The 21,964-nt window shown below is 71.0% G+C and carries 16 protein-coding genes; 10 read left to right on the top strand and 6 right to left on the bottom strand.

Annotation, left to right across the window (positions count from 1 at the left end; genetic code table 11):
- Nucleotides 1-14: 14 nt before the first annotated feature.
- Both ACY34J_RS11175 and ACY34J_RS11170 read right to left on the bottom strand, forming a co-directional pair.
- Nucleotides 15-1,628, bottom strand: a complete 1,614-nt coding sequence (locus ACY34J_RS11175) for a CocE/NonD family hydrolase (RefSeq protein WP_462726328.1) — start codon at nt 1,626-1,628, stop codon at nt 15-17.
- Nucleotides 1,629-1,757: 129 nt separating this feature from the next.
- On the bottom strand, nt 1,758-2,552 hold the full coding sequence (locus ACY34J_RS11170) for a hypothetical protein (RefSeq protein WP_462726327.1): 795 nt from the start codon (nt 2,550-2,552) through the stop codon (nt 1,758-1,760).
- A gap of 110 nt (nt 2,553-2,662) precedes the next feature.
- Between ACY34J_RS11170 and ggt the strand changes: the two genes are divergently transcribed.
- Nucleotides 2,663-4,483, top strand: a complete 1,821-nt coding sequence (ggt, locus tag ACY34J_RS11165; RefSeq protein ID WP_462726326.1) for a gamma-glutamyltransferase — start codon at nt 2,663-2,665, stop codon at nt 4,481-4,483.
- A 161-nt stretch (nt 4,484-4,644) separates the two neighbouring features.
- Here ggt and ACY34J_RS11160 read toward each other — a convergent pair whose 3' ends face one another.
- Nucleotides 4,645-5,727, bottom strand: a complete 1,083-nt coding sequence (locus tag ACY34J_RS11160; protein ID WP_462726325.1) for a M4 family metallopeptidase — start codon at nt 5,725-5,727, stop codon at nt 4,645-4,647.
- Nucleotides 5,728-5,764: 37 nt separating this feature from the next.
- Nucleotides 5,765-6,685: an endonuclease/exonuclease/phosphatase family protein gene (locus tag ACY34J_RS11155; protein ID WP_462726324.1), complete on the bottom strand. Its 921-nt coding sequence runs from the start codon at nt 6,683-6,685 to the stop codon at nt 5,765-5,767.
- Nucleotides 6,686-6,992: 307 nt separating this feature from the next.
- On the opposite strand from ACY34J_RS11155, the gene ACY34J_RS11150 reads away from it, so the two are divergent.
- The 6 genes from ACY34J_RS11150 to ACY34J_RS11125 all read left to right on the top strand — a co-directional run bounded on the left by ACY34J_RS11150 (nt 6,993) and on the right by ACY34J_RS11125 (nt 15,183).
- Nucleotides 6,993-8,513: a hypothetical protein gene (locus tag ACY34J_RS11150; RefSeq protein ID WP_462726323.1), complete on the top strand. Its 1,521-nt coding sequence runs from the start codon at nt 6,993-6,995 to the stop codon at nt 8,511-8,513.
- 227 nt (nt 8,514-8,740) lie between these two features.
- The gene (locus tag ACY34J_RS11145) at nt 8,741-9,583 is read left to right on the top strand and encodes a nitrilase-related carbon-nitrogen hydrolase (protein ID WP_462726322.1); all 843 of its coding nucleotides are present in this window, start codon (nt 8,741-8,743) and stop codon (nt 9,581-9,583) included.
- Complete coding sequence (locus tag ACY34J_RS11140; protein ID WP_462726321.1) at nt 9,580-10,887, top strand: aspartate aminotransferase family protein; 1,308 nt, start codon at nt 9,580-9,582, stop codon at nt 10,885-10,887. The genes ACY34J_RS11145 and ACY34J_RS11140 overlap by 4 nt, the downstream gene beginning before the upstream one ends.
- A 46-nt stretch (nt 10,888-10,933) precedes the next feature.
- Nucleotides 10,934-12,334, top strand: a complete 1,401-nt coding sequence (gene hydA / locus ACY34J_RS11135; RefSeq protein ID WP_462726320.1) for a dihydropyrimidinase — start codon at nt 10,934-10,936, stop codon at nt 12,332-12,334.
- 27 nt (nt 12,335-12,361) lie between these two features.
- Nucleotides 12,362-13,363: a TIGR03842 family LLM class F420-dependent oxidoreductase gene (locus ACY34J_RS11130; RefSeq protein WP_462726319.1), complete on the top strand. Its 1,002-nt coding sequence runs from the start codon at nt 12,362-12,364 to the stop codon at nt 13,361-13,363.
- Between the two features lie 242 nt (nt 13,364-13,605).
- Entirely contained in the window at nt 13,606-15,183 is a 1,578-nt protein-coding gene (locus ACY34J_RS11125) for an NCS1 family nucleobase:cation symporter-1 (RefSeq protein ID WP_462726318.1), read from the top strand.
- 91 nt (nt 15,184-15,274) lie between these two features.
- On the opposite strand, the gene ACY34J_RS11120 is transcribed toward ACY34J_RS11125, so the two are convergent.
- Both ACY34J_RS11120 and ACY34J_RS11115 read right to left on the bottom strand, forming a co-directional pair.
- Entirely contained in the window at nt 15,275-16,027 is a 753-nt protein-coding gene (locus ACY34J_RS11120; RefSeq protein ID WP_462726317.1) for an SDR family NAD(P)-dependent oxidoreductase, read from the bottom strand.
- A 343-nt stretch (nt 16,028-16,370) separates the two neighbouring features.
- Nucleotides 16,371-17,441 (bottom strand): ADP-ribosylglycohydrolase family protein, encoded by a 1,071-nt coding sequence (locus ACY34J_RS11115; protein WP_462726316.1) that lies wholly within the window; start codon nt 17,439-17,441, stop codon nt 16,371-16,373.
- A 140-nt stretch (nt 17,442-17,581) separates the two neighbouring features.
- On the opposite strand from ACY34J_RS11115, the gene ACY34J_RS11110 reads away from it, so the two are divergent.
- The 3 genes from ACY34J_RS11110 (at nt 17,582) to ACY34J_RS11100 (ending at nt 21,962) form a co-directional block, all read left to right on the top strand.
- On the top strand, nt 17,582-19,384 hold the full coding sequence (locus ACY34J_RS11110; RefSeq protein ID WP_462726315.1) for a gamma-glutamyltransferase family protein: 1,803 nt from the start codon (nt 17,582-17,584) through the stop codon (nt 19,382-19,384).
- A gap of 70 nt (nt 19,385-19,454) precedes the next feature.
- On the top strand, nt 19,455-20,378 hold the full coding sequence (locus tag ACY34J_RS11105) for an inositol monophosphatase family protein (RefSeq protein ID WP_462726314.1): 924 nt from the start codon (nt 19,455-19,457) through the stop codon (nt 20,376-20,378).
- Between the two features lie 168 nt (nt 20,379-20,546).
- Nucleotides 20,547-21,962 carry a phytoene desaturase family protein gene (locus tag ACY34J_RS11100; RefSeq protein ID WP_462726377.1) on the top strand — a complete coding sequence of 472 codons (1,416 nt, stop codon included), beginning with the start codon at nt 20,547-20,549 and terminating at the stop codon, nt 21,960-21,962.
- Nucleotides 21,963-21,964: the final 2 nt, after the last annotated feature.

Genomic DNA, 21,964 nt, shown 5'->3' with positions numbered 1-21,964 from the left:
GAAGGCGGGGGACATCAGCGCTTGGTGAGCGGGATGTCCACGTACGACGGGTCCTCGGCCGGGGACGAGAAGGTGAGCTTCGCGCCGTCCGGGTTGTGTTCGATGTAGAGCGGATCGACCGTGTCGACGACCAGCGCGAGGTGGTGCCCGGCCGGTACGTCGTACGCCGTCGAGAACAGATCCAGGTCGACGCCGAAGGGCTGTCCCGGCGTACGGCCGTGGAAGGTGAACGGCGCGTTGGTGATCAGCTTGCCGACGCCGAGCGGACCGACGTCGTACAGGTACGCGACCGCAGTGCCGCTCTCGTGGGTGCTGGTCAGCGTGGTGTGCAGCGTCACGGTGCCCCGCACGCGCTGCTCGTCGGCGTACTTCTCCGACTGCCAGACGGCGGCGAACGCCCGCGGCAGCAGCGGGATCAAGGCCATCGGCGGTACCTTGAAGAACTGGTCGATGACGCTCGACAGCACCGCGACACCGCCATCGGCGCCGGAGTCGATGTTGGCGTGGACCCGCCGGCTGCCCTCCAGGGGGATCCTGCGGGTCTCGGCGGGCACCGCCTTCCAGCTGGCGTAGCCCTCGTAGTCATCGCTCGTACGGGGCTTCAGCTGGACGGGCGGTTCCCGGTCGATGCCGTTGTCCTCGCCCTTCAGATAGTGGTCGAACCAGCGGTGGGCGTCGCTCCAGACATCGTTGGGCAGGCCCAGCAGGGCGGTGCCCTCGGCCGTCGCATGGTCGCCCGGGCGGAACTCCAGGCGCTTGGGACCGGTCAGCTTCTCGTAGAACTCCGCGTACTGGTTGGGCGGGAAGATGGAGTCTCCCCAGGCATTGCCCAGCATGATGGCCGCACCGCTCGCGTTGATCCGGTCGAGATAGGTGGCGGGGGAGCGCTTCTTCGCCCACTCCAGCATCTCGTCCTCGTGGTCCATGTCGGACGTCATGAAGCCCTTGAAGATGCGCTGGAATTCGGGGCTGGGGCGGCCGGTGAGGTAACCGAGGCCGCCCAGCAGGCCGACGGCCTGGACGTGCTGGGTGCGTTCGCTGTAGATCGCGTCGGCGAGGTCGGCCCAGCCGCTCATCGAGACCACGGCTTTGATGCGCTTGTCGAAGGCCGAGGCGAGCAGGCTGATCCCGGCGGCGTATGACATCCCGCCGATACCGACCCGGTCCGGGTCGGCCGGAGTGTTGGCCAGGCCCCAGTCGATGACCTTGGACGCATCGGCGATGTCCGCGGGCCCGCCCACCTCGATATATCCGCCGGACTGCCAGAATCCGCGGGTGTTGTACGTCAGCACGATGTAGCCCGAGTCGGCGAGCTTCTGCGCCTGGGCGAGGTATTCCACCTGGGGCGTGGCCCAGCTGGTGGGGAGGACGATGAGGGGGTGGCGGCGGTTGCCGTCGGCGTCGGAGGGAGTGACGACGTTCGCCTTGAGAACGGTCCCGCCGTCGCCCTGGATGTCGACGAACCTGACGTTGTGCGCGCTCGAGGCGGCCGCGTCGGCCTGTGCTACGGGCGCCGTGAGGGGGGTGGCCTGGGCGGCGGGCGCGAGGTTGAGCGTCAACCCCGCGACCACCGCCGTCGACAGGACGCCCACGGCTGAGGCGCGTGCGGCCTTTCGATGCTTGCCCATTGGTCGGCTCCTGATGTCAGTGCCGACCCCCGAGCCGGCACACCCCGTAAAAGTGACCCGACGGTAACCCCTGGGCGTTACTTGAGGTAATAGGCGGTAAGTTACGCACTAGTAAAGCTTGTTGATCATTTAAGCAGTGCGCGGTTGGCCGGTCACGTCTGGTGAGTTTTCGTCAGATCGCGACGGAGAGGGAACCGCCGTCGGCTCCGGGGGCCGGGTGGTCGCGGCGCGCGTGACATCGGCGACGAGCTCCACCACATCCGGCCCGTAGGCCTCGGAGTTGACCACCTTGAGCAGCAGGCAGAAGGACTTGTTGCCGTACTTGCGAGCCAGCCGGGAGTGGTTGCGTGCCAGATGGCGGGCGGCGGCCTGGTTGGTGATCGAGCGCTGGCCGCAGGAGAGGAAGACCGGCCGGGCGTCCGGACCGGCCAGCAGGCGGGCGAGCAGGACGTATTCGACCTCGCCGTTCTCCGGCGCGTAGGACTCGCCGCCGATCCTGAACGACCCGCGGCGGTCCGGCCCGGAGCCGGTGGGGGTGTCGACGATCTCGAAGCCCGGTAGCAGTGAGTGCAGATGAGCGGCCATCCGGCGGTTGGACACCGGGCCGCCGATGCAGAACTCCGTACGCTCGCCTATGCCCTGCTGTGCCGTATCGTGCGCGACGACCTGGGCGTGCGCCCCGCAGTCCTTGATGAGCGCGGACAGCTCCAGCAGCGCGAAGACATCGTGGCGGGCCACGCTCCAGTCCGCGCCGGCGTCGCGGTTGACCACGAGAAGGCACTCGGAGTTCTTCGGCAGCCCGAAGAAGCGCTGCTTGCGGGCGAGCTTGCGGCGCCAGAGATAGGTACGGGTGAACCAGCCGAGGCTGGCGCTGATGCCGGTGGCCAGGACGCCGAGGACGATGTTGCGCACGTCGTCGTTCATGGCCGGGGATCGTATCCGGGTCCGCATCGGCGTTCGAGAGCCCGAGGCGCTGCTGACGGGGCCGGGTGGCGAAGTTAGGCTTCCGGCACGCCAGTTGAGTGGAGGAACGAATGCCTCGTCGTCTCGCTGTCCGGACGCTGTCGTTGCTGGCCGTCACCGCGGCCATGGTGTCGGTCGCCGCCGCGCCACCGGCTCCGGCCGGGTCGGCGGGCAGCGGGGCACCACCGGCCAAGACTCCGGTCGCGGCCGGGTACGGCGGCGCGGTGGCCAGCGTCGACGCGGATGCCTCGGCGGCGGGCATCGAGGTGCTGAAGCGGGGCGGCAACGCGGTGGACGCGGCGGTCGCCACGGCGGCCGCGCTGGGCGTCACCGAGCCGTACTCCGCGGGCATCGGCGGCGGCGGCTTCTTCGTCTACTACGACGCCAAGCACCGTACGGTGCATACGATCGACGGCCGGGAGATCGCGCCGCTGAGCGCCGATGCGGATCTCTTCGTCGAGAACGGGAAACCCCTCCCCTTCGGCGAGGCGGTCACCAGCGGGCTCAGCGTCGGCGTCCCCGGCACGCCCGCCACCTGGGGCTCCGCGCTCGACGCCTGGGGCAGCCGGTCCCTGCGGCAGGTGCTGGCACCAGCCGAGCGGCTGGCCCGCGACGGCTTCACGGTCGATCAGACCTTCCGGCAGCAGACCGCCGACAACGAGGCCAGGTTCCGGGACTTCCCGGCCACCGCCCAGCTGTTCCTGCCCGGAGGAGAGCTGCCGGTCGTCGGTGCCCCCTTCACCAACCCCGACCTGGCGCGGACGTACGCCGAACTGGGACGCAAGGGCACAGGCGCGCTCTACGAGGGCCCGCTCGCCCGCGACATCGTCCGCACGGTCCGCAAGCCGCCCGTGAGCGCCGAAGCACAGCGCACGGTCCGGCCCGGCGATCTGACCACACAGGATCTGCGGGCGTACCGGACCAAGCTGCAGGCGCCGGCGAAGGTCTCCTACCGCGGGCTGGACGTCTACGGCATGGCGCCGGTCTCCTCCGGCGGCACGACCGTCGGCGAGGCGCTGAACATCCTGGAGAACACCGACCTCTCCAAGCTGAGCGAAGCCGAGTATCTGCACCGCTACATCGAGGCGAGCCGCATAGCCTTCGCCGACCGGGGCCGGTGGGTCGGCGACCCTGCCTTCGAGGACGTCCCCGGCAAGGAGCTGCTCTCGCAGCGGTTCGCCGACTCCCGCGCCTGCCTGATAAAGGACGACGCGGTGCTGAACAGTCCGGTCCCGCCGGGCGATCCGCGCACGCCCGACAGTGGCTGCAGCGGCGGCGGTACGGCCGCCCCCACGACGTACGAGGGTGAGAACACCACGCACCTGACCGTCGCCGACCGGTGGGGCAACGTGGTCGCGTACACCCTCACCATCGAGCAGACCGGCGGCAGCGGTATCACCGTGCCCGGCCGAGGCTTCCTGCTCAACAACGAGCTGACCGACTTCTCCTTCGCGCCCGCCAACCAGGCCGTGCCCGACCCGAACCTGCCCGGACCCGGCAAGCGCCCGCGCTCTTCGATGTCCCCGACCATCGTGCTCGACGGCGGCCGGCCGGTGCTGGCGGTGGGCTCCCCGGGCGGCTCCACCATCATCACCACTGTGCTGCAGACCCTGACCGAGCGTCTGGACCGCGGCCTTCCGCTGGTCGACGCGATCGCGGCGCCGCGCGCCAGCCAGCGCAACGGCGCCACCACCGATCTGGAACCGGTGCTGTGGAACAGCCCGCTGCGGGCGCGGCTCGAAGCCCTCGGCCACGTCTTCAAGCAGAACCCGGAGATCGGCGCGGCGACCGGCGTGGAGCGCCTGCCGGACGGCCGCTGGCTGGCGGCGGCCGAGAAGGTACGGCGCGGGGGCGGCTCGGCGATGGTGGTACGGCCCGCCGGCCGCCCGTAGGGAGGCCTGAGTAGTGGCTGCGGGCTGGGGCGTCGGTGCCGCAGCAGCAGGTGGCCAATGAGAGCGGAACCTACCTGGCGACTCCCTGACTGATCGTCCGGAACGGGAGCCACACGAGCGACAGGGACCTCACCGGCGGGCAGGAGCGCGGTGGTGTCGTATCAGCGCCTGTTGCTCCCGCCGTCCGTCGGCACGCCGACTTCGGACCACGCCTGGCGCACCGCCTGACCCTCCTGCTGCCCGTAGTTGTCCGCGGCGGTCACGGTCAGCCGGGCGAACGACGCGAAGTCGGCGTCGGAGGCCAGCTTGTTGCCGGTGAGCACGTCGTACCAGATCCGGCCGGCCCGCTCCCAGGCGTGGCCGCCGAGCTGCATCGCCAGCAGGTAGAAGGCGTGGTTCGGAATGCCGGAGTTGATGTGCACGCCGCCGTTGTCCGAGAAGGTCTCCAGGTAGTCGTCCATATGGGCGGGCTGCGGGTCCTTTCCGAGCTCATCGTCGTCGTACGCGGTGCCGGGTGCCTTCATCGAGCGCAGCGCCACGCCCTGCACGCCGGGCCGGAGCAGCTCTTCGCCGATCAGCCAGTTGGCCTGGTCCGTGGCCTGGTTCTTCGCGTACTGCTCGACCAGGGACCCGAAGACGTCGGACATGTGCTCGTTCAGCGCACCGGACTGGCCGTAGTACTCGAGGTTGGCCGTGTACTGGGTGACACCGTGGGTGAGTTCGTGGCCGATGACGTCCGGTGACAGGGTGAAGTCCCCGAAGACGCGCCCGTCACCGTCGCCGAAGACCATCTGTTCGCCGTCCCAGAAGGCGTTGTCGTAATCCCGGAGGTAGTGGACGCTGGCGTCCAGCGGGAGTCCGGCACCGTCGATGGAGTACCGGGAGAGGGCCTTCAGGTAGTAGTCGAAGGTGGAGCCGAGGCCGTGATAGGCCTGGTTCACCGATGTGTCCTGCACATCGGCCTCGCCCTCGCCGCGTACTTTCCTGCCGGGCAGGTTCTGGCGGTGTTCGGCATCGGAGATCGTGCGCTCGGGGTGGTCCGGCGGAGCCTTCGGCCGGGCCGCGACCGGGCCGAGCGCTGCCGTCAATCGCCGCTGGGCGCGTTCTGCCGCGTCCAGCGCGAGGGTGTTGCGGGCCCGCCGGTGAATGGCCGGGTCCTCGGCCCGGGCGAGCCGGTTGAGCAGATGCGGCGGCACGATCGCACAGGCTGGTCTCCTGGGCGTCTCGCCGTGGGTGCGGGTCATGAGTGGTGCTCCCAATCAGTGCCGGTGTGACGGTGGATCAGGGGACTTGGAGATCGAGCAGGACCGGGCAGTGGTCGGACGCCTTGGGCCGGTCCTTGCCGACGCCGGGGTACCGCTCGCCGGTGTAGCGGGTGGCACGCAGCGGTGTTCCCTTGCGGAAGATCTCCGGTGGCCGCTGGGCGGCCCTGGCGAGCGAGACCGACGGGAGCAGATAGTCCAGTTGCCGGTACTCGTCCTCGTCGTCCCAGTAGTGGGTCCACTGCTCGTCTTCGGGCAGCTGCGCCACCACGTTCTCGACTTGGTCCCAGCCGACCAGGCGGTCAATGGCCGAGCCGTCGCCGAGATAGTCGTTGAGGTCACCGAGGATGATGAACAGCTGATTCCCGGGCTGCGCGCCGAAGCGGCCGGTGACGAGCCGCTGCACCTGGTCGGCCTGGCGTTCGCGCTTTCCGCGGGTGGCGGCGCGGGTGCCCATCATGGACTTGAAGTGGTTGACGAAGAGCGTCACGCTCGTCTGTTCCGATATCTGCACGTCCACCTCGAGGCAGTCCCGGGAGAACAGCGCGGCGGTCGGAGTGGCCGGATCCATCAGCTGCTGGTGCGAGCGGATACGGGTGATCGGCAGCCGCGAGAGCACGGCCACATCGATCAGCCGGGGATCGTTGCCGTCGACGCCTGCGACGAACGGGTAGGCGGAGCGGCCGCCGAGGAACAGCGTCCGGAAGTGCTTGAGCGTGTCGACGTTTTCGACCTCCTGAAGGGCGAGAACGTCCGCCTCGAGGTCCCGGACGGTGGCGCCCGTGATGGCCTTGTCGGCGACACCCAGCTCCTGGAAGTGGGTCTGGTCGACCGTCCACCCCCGGGTATTGGCTTCGGCCGGGTTGACGCCGTCTCTGAACCGCCAGCGGGCGAAGAGGTTTTCGATGTTGAACGTGGCAAGTCGCAATGCGGTGGACATGGAGTCCTCCCGGGAAGGGCGGGGGACGGATCCGGATCCACGCGTGCAGGTTATGTCACCAGTGTCCGCCCGGCCCGAGGGAGCTGCAAGCCAAGCGTCCGGCGTGACTCCTGGGTGCGAGGTCCCCGACAGCGCAGGTCCGGCTGCCCGTGGAGACCCCAGAATGATCAGTAACTCCCAGCCGTCATCGGCATACTGTGCGGCGCTTGAAAACTGCCCGTAGTGTCGCCGTGCGGTTTGCGTAACTCCCGGGGTGTCGAATGCCTGAGAACCCGCAGGATCCCGTCGGCTCGGGGGAGGGGCGGCAATGGTGGACGGGCAAGTACCGGACGACGTAGCCGAGTTCGCGGCGTATCTGCACGAACTCCTCAGCTCCCTGGACCCCGAAGCGGGCTGGTACGGGGTCTTCGCGCAGCGCGACGCCCAGGGCATACGGGCGTGCCTGGACGGCCGGGAGGTCCTGCCCTGGGACGTGGTCGACGCGCTGCTGCAGGATTTTGCGGTACGGCACGGCACGCAGGCCGCCGATCGGCAGCTACTCCGGGCCAGGGCCCTGCACCGGGCCTCGGTGGCGGCGTTCGACCTGCACATCGGCGGCCGCGACGCGCTGCTGGACAGCCTGGATGTGATGCTGCGGGAGCGGCAGTACGCGGCCTCGCGCGAACGGGAGTTGAGCGCGGCCGTGGAAGCCGCCGAGTCGCCGGAGGAGAGAGAGCGGCTCGCCGCCGGGCTGGCGTGGGCCCAAGACGACCACGAGCGAGCGACGGCCCGCTGTGTGGAGCTGCGGGCCCGCCTGGACGCCGTGGCGCCACCTGGGACGTATCCCCGCGCGGACTCACATGTCCGGCCTCATGGGCCCGTCAGGTCAGTCCGCGCAGACCCGGACTCCGATGCGCAGGGCCACACGACGCCCGAAGCTCCCCCCGCGCGCGAGTCGGCCGACGCTCGTGGTCAAGCCGGACGGCCATCCGGTGCGGGCCCGGCGCCGGGCGGGCCGGCGCCGGGCCCGCTGCGCGGCGCACGGTTCGCCGGCGTCGCCGGCACGCCCGAGCCCGCGGCAGCGGCCCCGCAGCCCACGCCCGTGGAGACTCCAGCACGGGCGGCCAAACCGCGAGGCGCCCGGTTCGCCGGCGCGTACGAACAGCCGGATGCCAACCAGCGGAACGGCGAGCGGGGCGCCAAGCGGCGCGGCAAGGAATCGCGCCGGGCAGCCCAGCCGCCCCGCGAGGACGACCCCAGCCGGGCAGCCCAGCCGCCCCGCGAGGACGACCCCGCCTCACTCGCCGCCGCCCAGCGCGCGAGCGCCCAGGCCGTCGCCAGACTGGCCGAGTTGCGCGCCTCCGGCCGCAGCGGTGAGGCGCACGTCATCCTGTGTGAGGCCGCCGCCTGGCCCGCCGAGCGGCTGCCCCTGCTGATCGCGGATCTGGAACGCGCCGGTCTCGCCGCCGATGTGGCCACCCTCCTGTGGGAGGCCGGCAGTCTGCCACCCCCCGCGCTGGCCGCCGCGGCCTGCGCGCTCGCGGACGCAGGCCGCGCCGAGGACTGCCGTGTCCTGCTGCGCCAGTCGGTGGGGCGGCCCCCGGCCGACGTGGCCGAGACCGCTCTCGCGCTCCGCACCGCCGACCGCACCGCCGAGGCCGAGTCGCTGTTCGCCACGCTGGTGCGCGTCCGCACCCCCGAGGAGGCGGCCGAGGTGGCGCAGGCGGACCCCGGCGCGCTCGTGCCCTCGCTGCTCGCCGCCGCGGCGGGCGTGGCCTCGCACCGGCTTCGCGACCTCGCCCACGCGCTGCGTATCGCGGGCGTGCCGGGAGTCCCGGAAGCCGTCTGACGCTGCCTGATGTGGCCCGTTGCGGTATGAAACTTGATCGACTCCTTCACTTCACGGCGATGGTCTTGCCACGGTCCGTAGCGGGCTCTACGTTTTCGCTCTACGTTCCGCCGCCTCTACGTGCGTAGAGGCGGAACGCGGAGGCTCTCTGACGTCGCGGGGGAGCGGGGCGCGGGGATGTGCCGCGCCGCGCAGCGCGCCCGTACAGCGCAGTGAAGGAGCAGCTCATGGCCAATGTCGTCCGCGCCGCACTGGTCCAGGCAACATGGACCGGCGATACCGAGTCCATGATCGCGAAGCATGAGGAGCACGCCCGCGAGGCCGCCCGCCAGGGCGCCCAGGTGATCGGCTTCCAAGAGGTTTTCAACGCCCCCTACTTCTGCCAGGTCCAGGAACCGGAGCACTACCGCTGGGCGGAGCCCGTACCGGACGGCCCGACCGTACGGCGCATGCAGCACCTCGCCCGCGAGACCGGGATGGTGATCGTCGCCCCTGTCTTCGAGATCGAGCAGCCCGGCGTCTACTACAACACCGCAGCCGTCATCGACGCCGACGGCACCATCCTCGGCACCTACCGCAAGCATCACATTCCGCAGGTCAAAGGCTTTTGGGAGAAGTACTACTTCAAGCCCGGAAACCAGGGCTGGCCGGTGTTCGACACCGCCGTCGGCAAGGTCGGCGTCTATATCTGCTACGACCGCCACTTCCCCGAAGGCTGGCGGGCGCTCGGCCTGAACGGGGCTCAGCTGGTATACAACCCGTCCGCCACCTCCCGCGGCCTGTCCGCGTACCTCTGGCAGCTCGAGCAGCCCGCGGCCGCAGTCGCCAACGAGTACTTCGTCGCCGCCATCAACCGCGTCGGCCAGGAGGAGTACGGCGACAACGACTTCTACGGCACCAGCTACTTCGTCGACCCCCGCGGCCAGTTCGTCGGCGAGGCCGCCAGCGACAAGCAGGAAGAACTCCTCGTCCGTGACCTCGACTTCGCACTGATCGACCAGGTGCGGCAGCAGTGGGCCTTCTACCGCGACCGCCGCCCCGACGCCTACGAAGGACTGGTGCAGCGGTGAAGGACCTCCACGCCCGGCACAAGGCCGTCCTGCCCGACTGGCTCTCGCTCTACTACCGCGACCCCATCGAGATCACCCACGGCGAGGGCCGCCATGTCTGGGACGCCGAGGGCAAGCGCTACCTCGACTTCTTCGGCGGCATCCTCACCACCATGACCGCCCACGCCCTGCCCGAGGTCACCAAGGCGGTCAGCGAACAGGCCGGCCGCATCATCCACTCCTCCACGCTCTACCTCAACCGCCCCATGGTGGACCTGGCCGAGCGCATCGCGGCTCTCTCCGGCATCCCCGACGCGCGCGTCTTCTTCACCACCTCCGGCACCGAGGCCAACGACACGGCCCTGCTGCTCGCCACCACCTTCCGGGGGTCCAACCAGGTCCTGGCGATGCGGAACAGCTACCACGGCCGGTCCTTCTCGACCGTCGGCATCACCGGCAACTCCGCCTGGTCGCCGACCAGTCTGTCGCCGCTGCAGACGCTGTACGTGCACGGCGGCGTCCGCACCCGCGGGCCGTATGCCCCACTGTCCGACACCCAGTTCATCGAAGCCTGCGTCGCCGATCTGGAGGACATGCTCGGGCAGACCCACAGCCGCATCGCCGCGCTGATCGCCGAACCCGTACAGGGCGTCGGCGGCTTCACCGCCCCGCCTGACGGCCTGTTCGCCGCGTTCCGCGAAGTTCTGGACCGGCACGGCATCCTCTGGATCAGCGACGAGGTGCAGACCGGCTGGGGGCGGACCGGTGAGCACTTCTGGGGCTGGCAGGCGCACGCCGCGAGCGGGCCGCCCGACCTGCTCACCTTCGCCAAGGGCATCGGCAACGGCATGTCCATCGGCGGGGTCGTCGCCCGCCCGGAGGTCATGAACTGCCTGGAAGCCAACTCCATCTCCACCTTCGGCGGCAGCCCGGTCACCATGGCCGCGGGCCTCGCCAACCTCACCTACCTCCTCGAGCACGACCTCCAGGGCAACGCGCGCCGCGTCGGCGGGCTGCTCATCGAGCGGTTGCGCGCCGTCGCGGCCGCCCTCCCGGTCGTCCGGGAGGTACGCGGCCGCGGCCTGATGATCGGCGTCGAGCTGGTCGACCCCGCCGGTGCCCCCTCCCCGAAGGCGGCCGGCCTCGCCCTTGAATACGCCCGGGAGAGGGGCCTGTTGATCGGCAAGGGCGGTCGCGAGGGCAACGCGCTGCGGATCGCCCCGCCGCTCACCCTGACCGTCGCAGAGGCCGAGGAGGGCGCCGCGCTCCTGGAACAAGCGCTGGGGCAGGTGCAGGCGGAGATCGCGGGATATCCGACCACGTGATCCGGCAGGCCGGGAACCAACGGGAAGGACGGGAAGGAGCGGCACTATGACCCGCACCCTCATCCGCGGCGGGCTCGTCGTCACCGCCGCCGACGAGATCCACGCCGATGTACTGATCGAGGACGGCCGCGTCGCCGCGCTCGCCGCGCACGGCAGCGCGTCCGGCCAGAGCTGGACCGCCGACCGCACCATCGACGCCACGGGCAAGTACGTCGTCCCCGGGGGCGTCGACGCGCACACGCACATGGAGTTGCCGTTCGGCGGAACCTTCTCCTCCGACACCTTCGAGACCGGCACCAAGGCCGCGGCCTGGGGCGGCACCACCACGATCATCGACTTCGCCGTCCAGGCCAAGGGCCACAGCCTCCGCGAAGGGCTCGACTCGTACTACGCCAAGACCGACGGCAAGTGCGCCATCGACTACGCCTTCCACATGATCGTCTCCGATGTCGACGACGGCTCGCTCAAGGAGATGGATCTGCTGGTCGCGGAAGGCGTGACCTCGTTCAAGCTGTTCATGGCCTATCCGGGCGTGTTCTACAGCGACGACGGCCAGATCCTGCGGGCCATGCAGCGCTCCGCCGGCAACGGCGGACTGATCATGATGCACGCCGAGAACGGCATCGCCATCGACGTACTCATCGAACAGGCCCTGGCCGACGGCCGTACCGGCCCGCGCTATCACGGGGAGGTGCGCCGCGCGCTGCTGGAGGCCGAGGCCACCCACCGCGCGATCCAGCTCGCGCGCGTCGCCGAGGCTCCGCTGTACGTCGTGCACGTCTCGGCGCAGGAGGCCGTGGCCGAGCTGGCCCAGGCCCGCGACCAGGGCATCAACGCCTTCGGCGAGACCTGCCCGCAGTATCTGTACCTGTCCACCGACAACCTTGCCGAGCCGGACTTCGAGGGCGCCAAGTACGTGTGCAGCACACCCCTGCGGCCCCGCGAGCACCAGGCCGCCCTGTGGCGGGGGCTGCGCACCAACGACCTTCAGGTCGTCTCCACCGACCACTGCCCGTTCTGCTTCGCCGGCCAGAAGGAGCTGGGCCGCGGCGACTTCTCCAAGATTCCCAATGGGCTGCCGGGCGTGGAGAACCGGATGGATCTCCTCCACCAGGGGGTCGTCGACGGGCACATCTCGCGGCGCCGCTGGATCGAGATCGCCTGCGCCACGCCCGCGCGGATGTTCGGCCTCTATCCGCGCAAGGGCACCATCGCCCCCGGCGCCGACGCCGACATCGTCATCTACGACCCGCACGCCGAGCAGGTGATCTCCGCGGAGACCCACCACATGAACGTCGACTACTCGGCGTACGAGGGCAGGCGGATCGCCGGCCGCGTGGAGACGGTGCTCTCGCGCGGCGACATCATCCTGGCGGACGGTGAGTTCACCGGCCGCACGGGCCACGGCCGGTACGTACCGCGCGGCACCTGTCAGTACCTCATCTAGCCACCTTCCAGGATCCGGGAGTGCACCGTGGACTTCGGACTTGTCCTGCAGACCGATCCGCCCGCGGCGGGCGTCGTCGGACTGATGCGCCGCGCCGAGCGCAACGGCTTCCGCTACGGCTGGACCTTTGACTCCGCCGTGCTGTGGGAGGAGCCGTTCGTCATCTACAGCCGCATCCTGGAGCACACGCGGAAGCTCATCGTGGGCCCCATGGTCACCAACCCCGGCACCCGCACCTGGGAAGTGACCGCCTCCACCTTCGCCACCCTCAACGAGATGTACGGCAACCGCACCGTGTGCGGCATCGGGCGCGGCGACTCGGCGATGCGGGTCGCCGGCCGGCGCCCCAACACCCTCGCCCGGCTCGGGGAGGCGATCGAGGTCATCCGGGACCTCGCCGAGGGGCGCGAAGCCGAGGTCGACGGTGCCCCCGTACGGATTGCGTGGATCAAGGACGGGAAGCTGCCGGTGTGGATGGCGGCGTACGGGCCGAAGGCGCTGGCGCTCGCCGGACAGAAGGCCGATGGGTTCATCCTTCAGCTCGCCGACCCGTATCTGACGGAGTGGATGGTCCGCGCGGTCCGCACCGCGGCGAAGGAGGCGGGCCGCGACCCGGACTCCGTGACCATCTGCGTCGCGGCTCCGGCGTACGTGGGTGACGACCTGGAGCATGCGCGCGAACAGTGCCGCTGGTTCGGCGGCATGGTCGGCAATCATGTGGCCGACCTGGTCGAGCGGTACGGCGCCGACTCGGGGCTGGTGCCCAAGGCCCTTACCGCGTACATCGCGGCGCGGAAGGGCTATGACTACAGCCACCACGGGCGGGCGGGGAATCCGTCGACCGAGTTCGTGTCCGACGAGATCGTCGACCGCTTCTGCCTGCTGGGCCCGCCGGAGGCGCATGTGGAGAAGCTGCGGGCGTTGCGGGAGCTGGGGGTGGATCAGTTCGCGGTGTATGCGATGCACGATGCGAAGGAAGCGACCATCGATGCGTACGGCGAACACGTGATTCCCGTGTTCGCCGACTGAGCCCGAACCTGGCGCTCCGCGCCGGGATGTTTTCTCCCGCCCGCCCCTTTTCACGGGTGAGCGGGCGGGGAAAGGACGCGCCGTAGGCGCCGTCCGACCCCAGGGCCGCCGCGAGATCGGCGACGCTCGGCGCTATGAGCCCGCCTTTCCCTTCAAGGGCCGGGTGGGTGGGAAACGAACCGCGCCGTGGGCGCGGCTTCAGCCAGGCAAGGACACCGTCCCCGCGAACGAATGGACTCCACATGTCCGAGACCTTGTCCGCCGACTCCGCCGACCCGGGCGGACAGAGATCCCAGCTCACACACCCCGACGGCCGGGTGGAACTCCCAGAGGGCACGGCCCTGCCCGACGGCCGATTCGCCAACAACGACCTGCGGCCGGTGCCTGTGGCGGGCCGGCACTGGACGACGTACAACTTCGCCGCCCTCTGGGTCGGCATGGCCCACAACATCCCGTCCTGGACGCTCGCCTCCGGGCTTGTCGCGCTCGGCATGGACTGGAAGCAGGCCGTCCTCACCATCGCCCTCGGCAACGTCATCGTGCTGCTCCCGATGCTGCTCACCGGGCACGCCGGACCCAAGTACGGCATCCCCTTCCCCATCCTGGCCCGGGCCTCCTTCGGGCTGCGCGGCGCCAATCTGCCCGCGATGATCCGCGCCGCCGTCGCCTGCGCATGGTTCGGCATCCAGACCTGGATCGGCGGGCAGGGCATCTACATCCTGCTCGGCAAGCTCTTCGGCGGCGGCTGGGCGAGAGCCGCCGAGGTGGGGGGCTACCCCTGGACGCTGTGGCTCTGCTTCCTGATCTTCTGGATCATCGAACTCGCCATTATCTACCGCGGCATGGAGACCCTGCGGCGCTTCGAGAACTGGGCCGCGCCGTTCGTCATCATCGGCGCCCTCGTGCTGCTGGTGTGGATAGCGGCCAAGGCGGGCGGCTTTGGGCCACTGCTCGACCAGCCCTCGAAGCTGGGGTGGGGCCCGGACTTCTGGAAGGTCTTCTTCCCCTCCCTCATGGGCATGATCGGCTTCTGGGCGACCCTGTCGCTGAACATCCCCGACTTCACCCGCTTCGGAAAGGGCCAGCGCGCCCAGGTTTGGGGCCAGTCGCTGGGCCTGCCCACCACCATGACCGCCTTCGCGCTGCTGTCGGTGTTCGTCACCTCGGGTTCGCAGGCCGTCTACGGCGAGGCGATGTGGGATCCGGTGCAGCTGGCGGGCATGACGGACAGCGCGTTCGGGCTGCTCTTCGCCCTGGTCACGGTTCTGGTCGCCACCGTCTCGGTGAACATCGCGGCCAATGTCGTGTCCCCGGCCTATGACCTGGCGAATCTGGCGCCGCGGTTCATCAACTTCCGTACCGGCGCGCTGATCACGGGCGTTGTCGGCGTTGTGATCTTCCCATGGAAGCTGACGGCGACTCCGGAGCTGTACATCTTCACCTGGCTCGGCCTGGTCGGCGGCCTGCTCGGCACCGTAGCGGGCATCCTCATCGCGGACTACTGGCTGGTGCGCCGTACGGTCCTGGAGCTTACGGAGCTGTACCGGCCCGGCGGCCGCTACTGGTACGCGGCCGGCTGGAACTGGCGGGCGCTCGTCGCCTTCGCCGTGGGCGGCGTACTGGCGGTCGGCGGCTCGTACTCGGCACCGGGGAAGGGCCCCTTCCCTGCCGACGGGCTGATCCCTCTGCTACAGCCACTCGCCGACTACGGCTGGGCGGTGGGACTGGCAACCTCGCTGGTCCTCTACACGGCGCTCATGCTGCCCGGAGGCTCGGCGAAGGCCCGTGCGCAGGCCGTCCCCGGCGAGCCGGACCGGTAGCGGACCGAGGTGCTTTCTCTCCGATCACGGTGGCGCGACAGTGGTCAGGCGCTGCGGTCGGTGAAGGGGCCGTCGGCGGTGAAGGCCAGCGTCAGACCGCCACGCGGCCGCCGTCGACGGGCAGCACCGCGCCCTGCACAAAGCTGGCCGCGTCACTGGCCAGATAGGCGATCGCCTCAGCGATCTCCTCCGGTGCCGCGGGCCGCCCGGCGGGTGCCTGGGAGACCAGGGCGTCGAAGTCCTCGCCCATGTCGGCCGTGCCTTCCGTGCGGGTCGGGCCGGGCTGCACGGCGTTGACACGCACCCCGCGCGGGCCGTACTCGGCGGCCCACGCCTTGGTCAGCAGGTTCAGCGCGGCCTTACTCGATCCGTACAGCGCTGTGCCCGCCATACCGAACTCGGCGACCATGGTGCTGACGTTGATGATCGCCCCATGACCGCGCTCGGCCATCGCCGGTGCCAACGCGGCCACGAGGTAGAACGGGGCCTTCACATTGAGCGCGTAAACGGTGTCGACCTCGCTCTCCGGCGTCTGCTCCGTCGGGCCGTACGGGAAGACGCCGGCGTTGTTGACGAGGATGTCGACCCGACCGCCGCCCAGGTGGGTCGCCTCACGCGCCAGTCGCCGCACCGACTCGGCGTCACGCAGATCGGCGGCGACGAAGTCCGCCTTGCCGCCATGCCCCCGGACCGCGCCGGTCATAGCCTCACCGCGGGCCCGGTCCCGGCCCGCGACCAGTACGTGCGCGCCCCGCTCGGCGAGCGTCGCCGCGGTGGCCGCACCAATGCCGCTCGTCGCCCCGGTCACCAGGGCAACGTTCCCGGCCAGGGAGGTGGAACTCATCGGGTCATCCTTCACTTCCGGAACGAGAACTCAACGGTGTGCGGCTGAGCCGCGTCCGTTGTCCCACCACCTCATTTGCGTGGTGACGAGCAATGAGCGCGCGCGTCAGCCGGATTCCAGCCGCGCCACAGCCGATTCCGATGACGGGCATGAGAGGCGCTCGGCCCGTTATGGCTGGGGTCCTGCATGGCGCAGCCATCTGCCTCAACTCCACAGCAACACCATCCCCTCGAGGCCGCAACCTGCTCCGGCGCGGCGTCATCGCGGTCACCAGCCTGAACACCGGAAGAGTCCGGCATACGGAGCGAGCAAGGGGGACCGGCGCACAAGGGAAGGCCCGCCGTCATGGACGGCTGACGGCCGCCAGGCGGCAGGTACGTTCCGCGAGATCGCTGATCCGGGCGCCGTCGAAGCCGAAGACGGCGCTGTGGACCCGGTTCTCCAGCGGTGCCGTCCACTGCGGCGGAATCGCGGCCGCACCGCACAGCACCCCCGCGACGGATCCGGCCGTGGCGCCGTTGGAATCGGTGTCGAGGCCTCCGCGGACGGTCAAAGCGATGGTGGTGGTGAAATCGCCCGCGCCGTAAAGGAGTCCGGCCGTGATGATCGCGGTGTTCGGCACGGTGTGGATCCAGTGCAGGCCGGTGACGTCGCGGTCGAGTTCGGCCAGCGCGTCCGCCCAGTCGAGCCCTGCGTCATGGAGCTCGGCGGTGCTTCGTACCGTACGGGCGAGGCGGCTGTCCGGGGGGATCTGGTCGAGTGCGCTGTCGATGGCGGCGCGCGGGGTGGGCGCGGTGAAGGCGGCGGCGACAAGGGCGGCGGCCCACATGGCGCCGTAGACGCCCTCCCCGGTGTGGGAGAGCGCCGCGTCACGCCGGGCGAGCTCCGCCGCGCGCCGCGGGCTGCCGGGCGAGGTCCAGCCGTGGATGTCGGCGCGGATGAGCGCGCCGATCCAGTCCTGGTAGGGGTTGTCGACGGTCGCGGTCAGGGGCGGGCTGAGGCCGTTGGCCAGATTGCGGTACGCGGCGCGCTCCGCGGTGAAGGTCTGCAGATACGGCAGGCGCAGCAGCCACACCTCGCCGACCTGCTCGGTGGTGAAGTTGAAGCCGTACGTCTCCAGCAGGTGCAGGCCGAGGATCGCGTAGTCGATGTCGTCGTCGCGTGCGCTGCCGTGGATGTTGCCGCGGGTGCACCGTGGCCACCCCGGCCGGAGTTCGAACTCGGCGGGGTCCAGCGAGCCGTCGGGCGCCGGGAAGTAGTCGGTGAGCGGAAGCGCGCCGGCGCGGCGCAGATAGCGGTCGATCCGGTCCCGCGTCCAGTGGTCACCGCGCTCGACCGGTTTGCCGAGCATGTTCCCGGCGATCCGGCCGAGCCAGCCGCCGAGGATCCGGTCTTCGAGCGTGCGGGATGTCATGGCTCCGGTGTACCGGACGATTCGGCCCCCGGCGCGGAGCCATTGCCGGTTCTCTGCGCCATCGCGGTCTTGAACCGCTCTTGCGGGGCAGGTACCTGATCAGCCCTTTGCCGCCGCCGCTGACACAGGAGCGCTCGACGATGTTCACCACCCGGCCGACCCTCCAGGGCACCTTCGGCATGGTGTCCTCCACCCACTGGCTGGCGTCCCAGTCCGCCATGGCCGTCCTGGAAGACGGCGGCAACGCCTACGACGCGGCCGTCGCGGCCGGATTCGTGCTGCACGTCGTCGAGCCGCACCTCAACGGGCCCGCGGGTGAGGTCCCGATCATCCTCGCGCCCGCCGGCGGCCCGGTCCGGGTGCTGTGCGGCCAGGGCCCGGCCCCCGCCGGGGCGAGCATCGACCACTACACCTCCCTCGGCCTCGACCTCGTCCCCGGCACCGGACCGCTCGCCGCCGCCGTGCCCGGCGCGTTCGACGCCTGGATGCTGCTGCTGCGCGACCACGGCACCAAGTCCCTGGCAGCCGCGCTGAAGTACGCCATCGGATACGCCGAAGCCGGCCACCCGCCCGTTGAACGCCTGGGCCAGACCGTAGAGGCCGTGCGCGAGCTGTTCGAGAAGGAATGGGCCGCCTCCGCCGAGCTCTACCTCCCCGGCGGCCGGCCCCCGGCCCCCGGCACCCTCGTCAAGAACCCCGCGCTCGCGGCGACCTGGCGGCGTCTCATCGCCGAGGCGGAGGCGGCGGGCAGCGGCCGTGAGACCCAGATCGACGCCGCGCGGCGCGTCTGGCGGGAGGGCTTCATCGCGGAGGCGCTTGCCGAAGCCGCCGCCCAGCCCACCCTCGACACGTCCGGCGAGCACCACACCGGCACCCTCACCGGCGACGACCTCGCCGCCTTCGCAGCCGGATACGAGAACCCGGTCACGTACGACTGGCACGGCTGGACCGTCTGCAAGGCCGGCGCCTGGTCGCAGGGACCCGCCTTCCTGCAACAACTTGCCCTGCTGCCGGAGGAGATGGACTACGGCACCCCCGACTGCGTCCACACCCTCATCGAAGGCACCAAGCTGGCCATGGCCGACCGCGAGGCCTGGTACGGCGACGCCGACAGCGCCGAAAACGTCCCCCTGCGGACCCTGCTCTCCGCCCGCTACAACGCCGGGCGCCGCACCCTGATCGGCCCCGAGGCCTCGTACGAGCTGCGCCCCGGCAGCCCGGACGGCCGTACGCCGCGCCTGAGCGAGCACGCGCGGGCCATCGGCTCAGGCGAGTTCCCGGGCATCCCGCAGGCGGCGGCCGGCGCCGGGGAACCGACCGTCGCGGCGCACGGAGGCACCCGCGGCGACACCTGCCACCTGGACGTCGTCGACCGGTGGGGCAACATGGTCGCCGCCACCCCCAGCGGCGGCTGGCTCCAGTCCAATCCCGTGGTGCCCTCCCTCGGCTTCCCGCTCGGCACCCGGCTGCAGATGACGTGGCTGGAGCCGGGCCTGCCGAACTCGCTCACCCCCGGCCGGCGGCCCCGTACGACGCTGACCCCATCGCTCGCGCTGCGCGGTGGCGAGCCGGTGATGGCCTTCGGCACGCCCGGCGGCGACCAGCAGGACCAGTGGCAGGTGCACTTCTTCCTGGCGGTCGCGCTGCGCGGGCAGGTGCGCGGCGGTCTCGATCTGCAGGGCGCGATCGACGCCCCCAACTGGCATACCGACAGCTTCCCCGGCTCCTTCTACCCACGGCACATGTGGCCGGGGCGGGTCACGGTGGAGTCCCGGATCGGGGCGGAGGTGATCGACGGGCTGCGCGGGCGTGGGCACGACGTGATCGTCGGAGACCCCTGGTCGGAGGGGCGCCTGTGCGCGGTGGCGCGTGACCCGGAGACGGGCGTGCTGTCGGCGGGCGCGAACCCGCGCGGCATGCAGGGTTACGCGGTCGGCCGCTGACGGCCGTGCCCGGCGAACGGCTTCGCTACGCGGTAGAGCCGTGGCCGATGATGCGTGGTTCGATGGAGGGGTGATCACTGACTTCGCCACGGGGGCCGACGCGGCCCGGAATCTGTCCGCTGTCGAGGCGGCGGTCCGCGCGGCGGCCGCCGCTGAGATCATGCCCCGCTTCCGGCAGCTCGCCGCCCACGAGGTCATACAGAAGAACGGCCCGCACGACCTGGTGACGACCGCCGACCGGCGGGCCGAGGAACACCTCACCGCCTCGCTCACGGCGTTGCTCCCGGGCTCAGTCGTGGTCGGTGAGGAGTCCGTGCACGCCGACCCGGCCATCCTCGGCGCGCTGCGCGGCGACGACCCCGTGTGGATCGTCGACCCTGTCGACGGCACCCGGCAGTTCGTGCATGGCAACCCGGGCTTCGCCACCCTGGTGACGCTCGCCCACCGCCGGGAGCTGCTCGCGTCCTGGACGTATGTGCCCGTGGTCGACCAGATGGCCGTCGCGGTGCGGGGCGGGGGAGCGCGGCTGGACGGCGCGCCGCTGCGCTGCGGCAGCCCGAACCCGGGTGACCTGCTGGAGATCGCCACCTCGCACCCGGACTTCAGTTCCCTGGCGGAGGACGAGGCCTTCTCCCGGCTGGTGGTGAGCGGGGTCGCGCCACGGCCGTGCGGCTCGGCTGGGCTGGAGTACCTCCATGTCGCGCAGGGCGAGCTGGGGGCGGTCGCCTTCGGCTGGGAGAACCCGTGGGACCACGCGGCCGGCCTGCTGCTGGTGGCCGAGGCGGGCGGGGCGAGCGGGACCGTCGCGGGCGAGCCGTTCCGGATCGAGGGCGGCAACACCCTGCCCTTCACGGCGGCGCGGGATGAGGCCACGGCGCGGCGCGTCCTCGACCTGCTCCGAGGTGCCCACCTCGGGGGCGAGCCGAGCGCTGTGCCGGGCGAGGGTCCGTGGGGCGGCCCGCAGGACGCACCGCCCGAGGGCGGGGAGCGCTGAGCGGCGGAACGGCCGCGCCAGGTACGGAAGAAGATCCTCCGGGGTACGGAAGCGGCTCCCGGGGCGGCAGGCCCTCCGCATATCCTGGGGGCCGGAACCCGAAGGCCGGACGGGGGCGCCTCGGGGGTGATGGCCGTCGGCTGACAAAGGAGTCCTGCGGTGGCGTCAATGCTCGATGCGGTCGTGGTGGGGGCTGGGCCCAACGGGCTGACCGCCGCCGTCGAACTCGCCCGCCGGGGCTTGGCGGTGGCCGTGTACGAGGCCGCGGACGCGGTCGGCGGCGGGGCCCGCACCGAAGAGCTCACCCTCCCCGGCTTCCGGCACGATCCCTGTTCGGCCGTCCACCCCCTCGGCGCCGGTTCGCCCGCCTTCAAGGCGATGCCGCTGGCCCGCCATGGACTTCAGTGGCTGCACCCCGAGCTGCCGATGGCCCACCCCTTCCCCGACGGCACGGCGGCGATCCTGTCCCGCTCGGTCGGCGAGACCGCGATGTCGCTGGGGCCGCGGGACGCCGGCGCCTACCGCCGGCTCGTCGCTCCCTTTCTGGGAAAGTGGGACACCCTGGCCGCAGACTTTCTGCGCACCCCGTGGGACGGCTTCCCGCGCGACCCGGTGATGTACGCACGCTTCGGCCTGATCGCGATGCAGCCCGCGTCGGTCGTCGCGCGCCGCTTCCGCGACGAGAAGGCGCGAGGCATGTTCGCCGGGCTCGCGGCGCATGCCATCGCGCCGATGACGGGCCTGGTGACCGGCGGCATCGGCCTGGTCTTCGCGCTCGCCGCGCACGCCGGCGGCTGGCCGATGCCGCGCGGCGGGTCGCAGGCCATCTCCGACGCCCTCGCCTCGTACTTCCGCGAACAGGGCGGCACGGTCCACACCGGTGTGCAGGTCAAACGGCTCGACGAGCTGCCGCCGTCCCGGGCGTACGTCTTTGACACCTCGCCCACCGCGCTGGCCCGTATCGCCGGGCTCGGCAACGCCTACAGCCACTACCGCTACGGGCCGGGCTGCTTCAAGATCGACTATGCGCTGGACGGCCCGGTGCCGTGGACGGCCAAGGAGGCCCGCAGGGCTGGTACGGTCCACGTCGGCGCGACCAGCGGTGAGATCGAGGCCGCGCTACGGGCCGCCATAGCGGGCCGTGACCCCACCGTCCCCTTCCTGATCACCGCGCAGCCCAGCCTGGTCGACCCGACCCGCGCTCCCGAGGGCAAGCACACCTTCTGGGTGTACGGGCACGTGCCCAGCGGCTGGGAGGGTGACGCCACGGAGGTCATCGAGGCGCAGCTGGAACGCTTCGCGCCCGGCTTCCGCGACCTGGTGCTGGCGCGGGCGGTCGCCGGCCCGCCCCAGCTCGAGGCCCGTAACGCCAACTACGTCGGCGGGGACATCGCCTGCGGGGCCTTCGCGGGCCTGCAGACACTCCTGCGGCCCAAGCTCGCCCGCGTTCCGTACGCCACGGCGCACCCCGCGGTCTTCCTGTGCTCCTCGGCCACCCCGCCCGGCCCGGGCGTCCACGGCATGTCCGGCCACCACGCGGCCAAGGCCGTCTGGCGCCGGCTGACGCAGGTGAGCGGCCGATGAGT

The sequence above is a fragment of the Streptomyces sp. HSS9-12 genome, from assembly GCF_054963655.1.
This window is presented reverse-complemented; position numbering and strand designations above follow the sequence as displayed.

Coding starts and splice junctions, on each gene's coding strand:
- ACY34J_RS11175 (WP_462726328.1), bottom strand. CDS start 1,628: ATGGGCAAGCATCGAAAGGCCGCACGCGCCTCAGCCGTGGGCGTCCTG.
- ACY34J_RS11170 (WP_462726327.1), bottom strand. CDS start 2,552: ATGAACGACGACGTGCGCAACATCGTCCTCGGCGTCCTGGCCACCGGC.
- ggt (WP_462726326.1), top strand. CDS start 2,663: ATGCCTCGTCGTCTCGCTGTCCGGACGCTGTCGTTGCTGGCCGTCACC.
- ACY34J_RS11160 (WP_462726325.1), bottom strand. CDS start 5,727: ATGACCCGCACCCACGGCGAGACGCCCAGGAGACCAGCCTGTGCGATC.
- ACY34J_RS11155 (WP_462726324.1), bottom strand. CDS start 6,685: ATGTCCACCGCATTGCGACTTGCCACGTTCAACATCGAAAACCTCTTC.
- ACY34J_RS11150 (WP_462726323.1), top strand. CDS start 6,993: ATGGTGGACGGGCAAGTACCGGACGACGTAGCCGAGTTCGCGGCGTAT.
- ACY34J_RS11145 (WP_462726322.1), top strand. CDS start 8,741: ATGGCCAATGTCGTCCGCGCCGCACTGGTCCAGGCAACATGGACCGGC.
- hydA (WP_462726320.1), top strand. CDS start 10,934: ATGACCCGCACCCTCATCCGCGGCGGGCTCGTCGTCACCGCCGCCGAC.
- ACY34J_RS11125 (WP_462726318.1), top strand. CDS start 13,606: ATGTCCGAGACCTTGTCCGCCGACTCCGCCGACCCGGGCGGACAGAGA.
- ACY34J_RS11120 (WP_462726317.1), bottom strand. CDS start 16,027: ATGAGTTCCACCTCCCTGGCCGGGAACGTTGCCCTGGTGACCGGGGCG.
- ACY34J_RS11115 (WP_462726316.1), bottom strand. CDS start 17,441: ATGACATCCCGCACGCTCGAAGACCGGATCCTCGGCGGCTGGCTCGGC.
- ACY34J_RS11110 (WP_462726315.1), top strand. CDS start 17,582: ATGTTCACCACCCGGCCGACCCTCCAGGGCACCTTCGGCATGGTGTCC.
- ACY34J_RS11100 (WP_462726377.1), top strand. CDS start 20,547: ATGCTCGATGCGGTCGTGGTGGGGGCTGGGCCCAACGGGCTGACCGCC.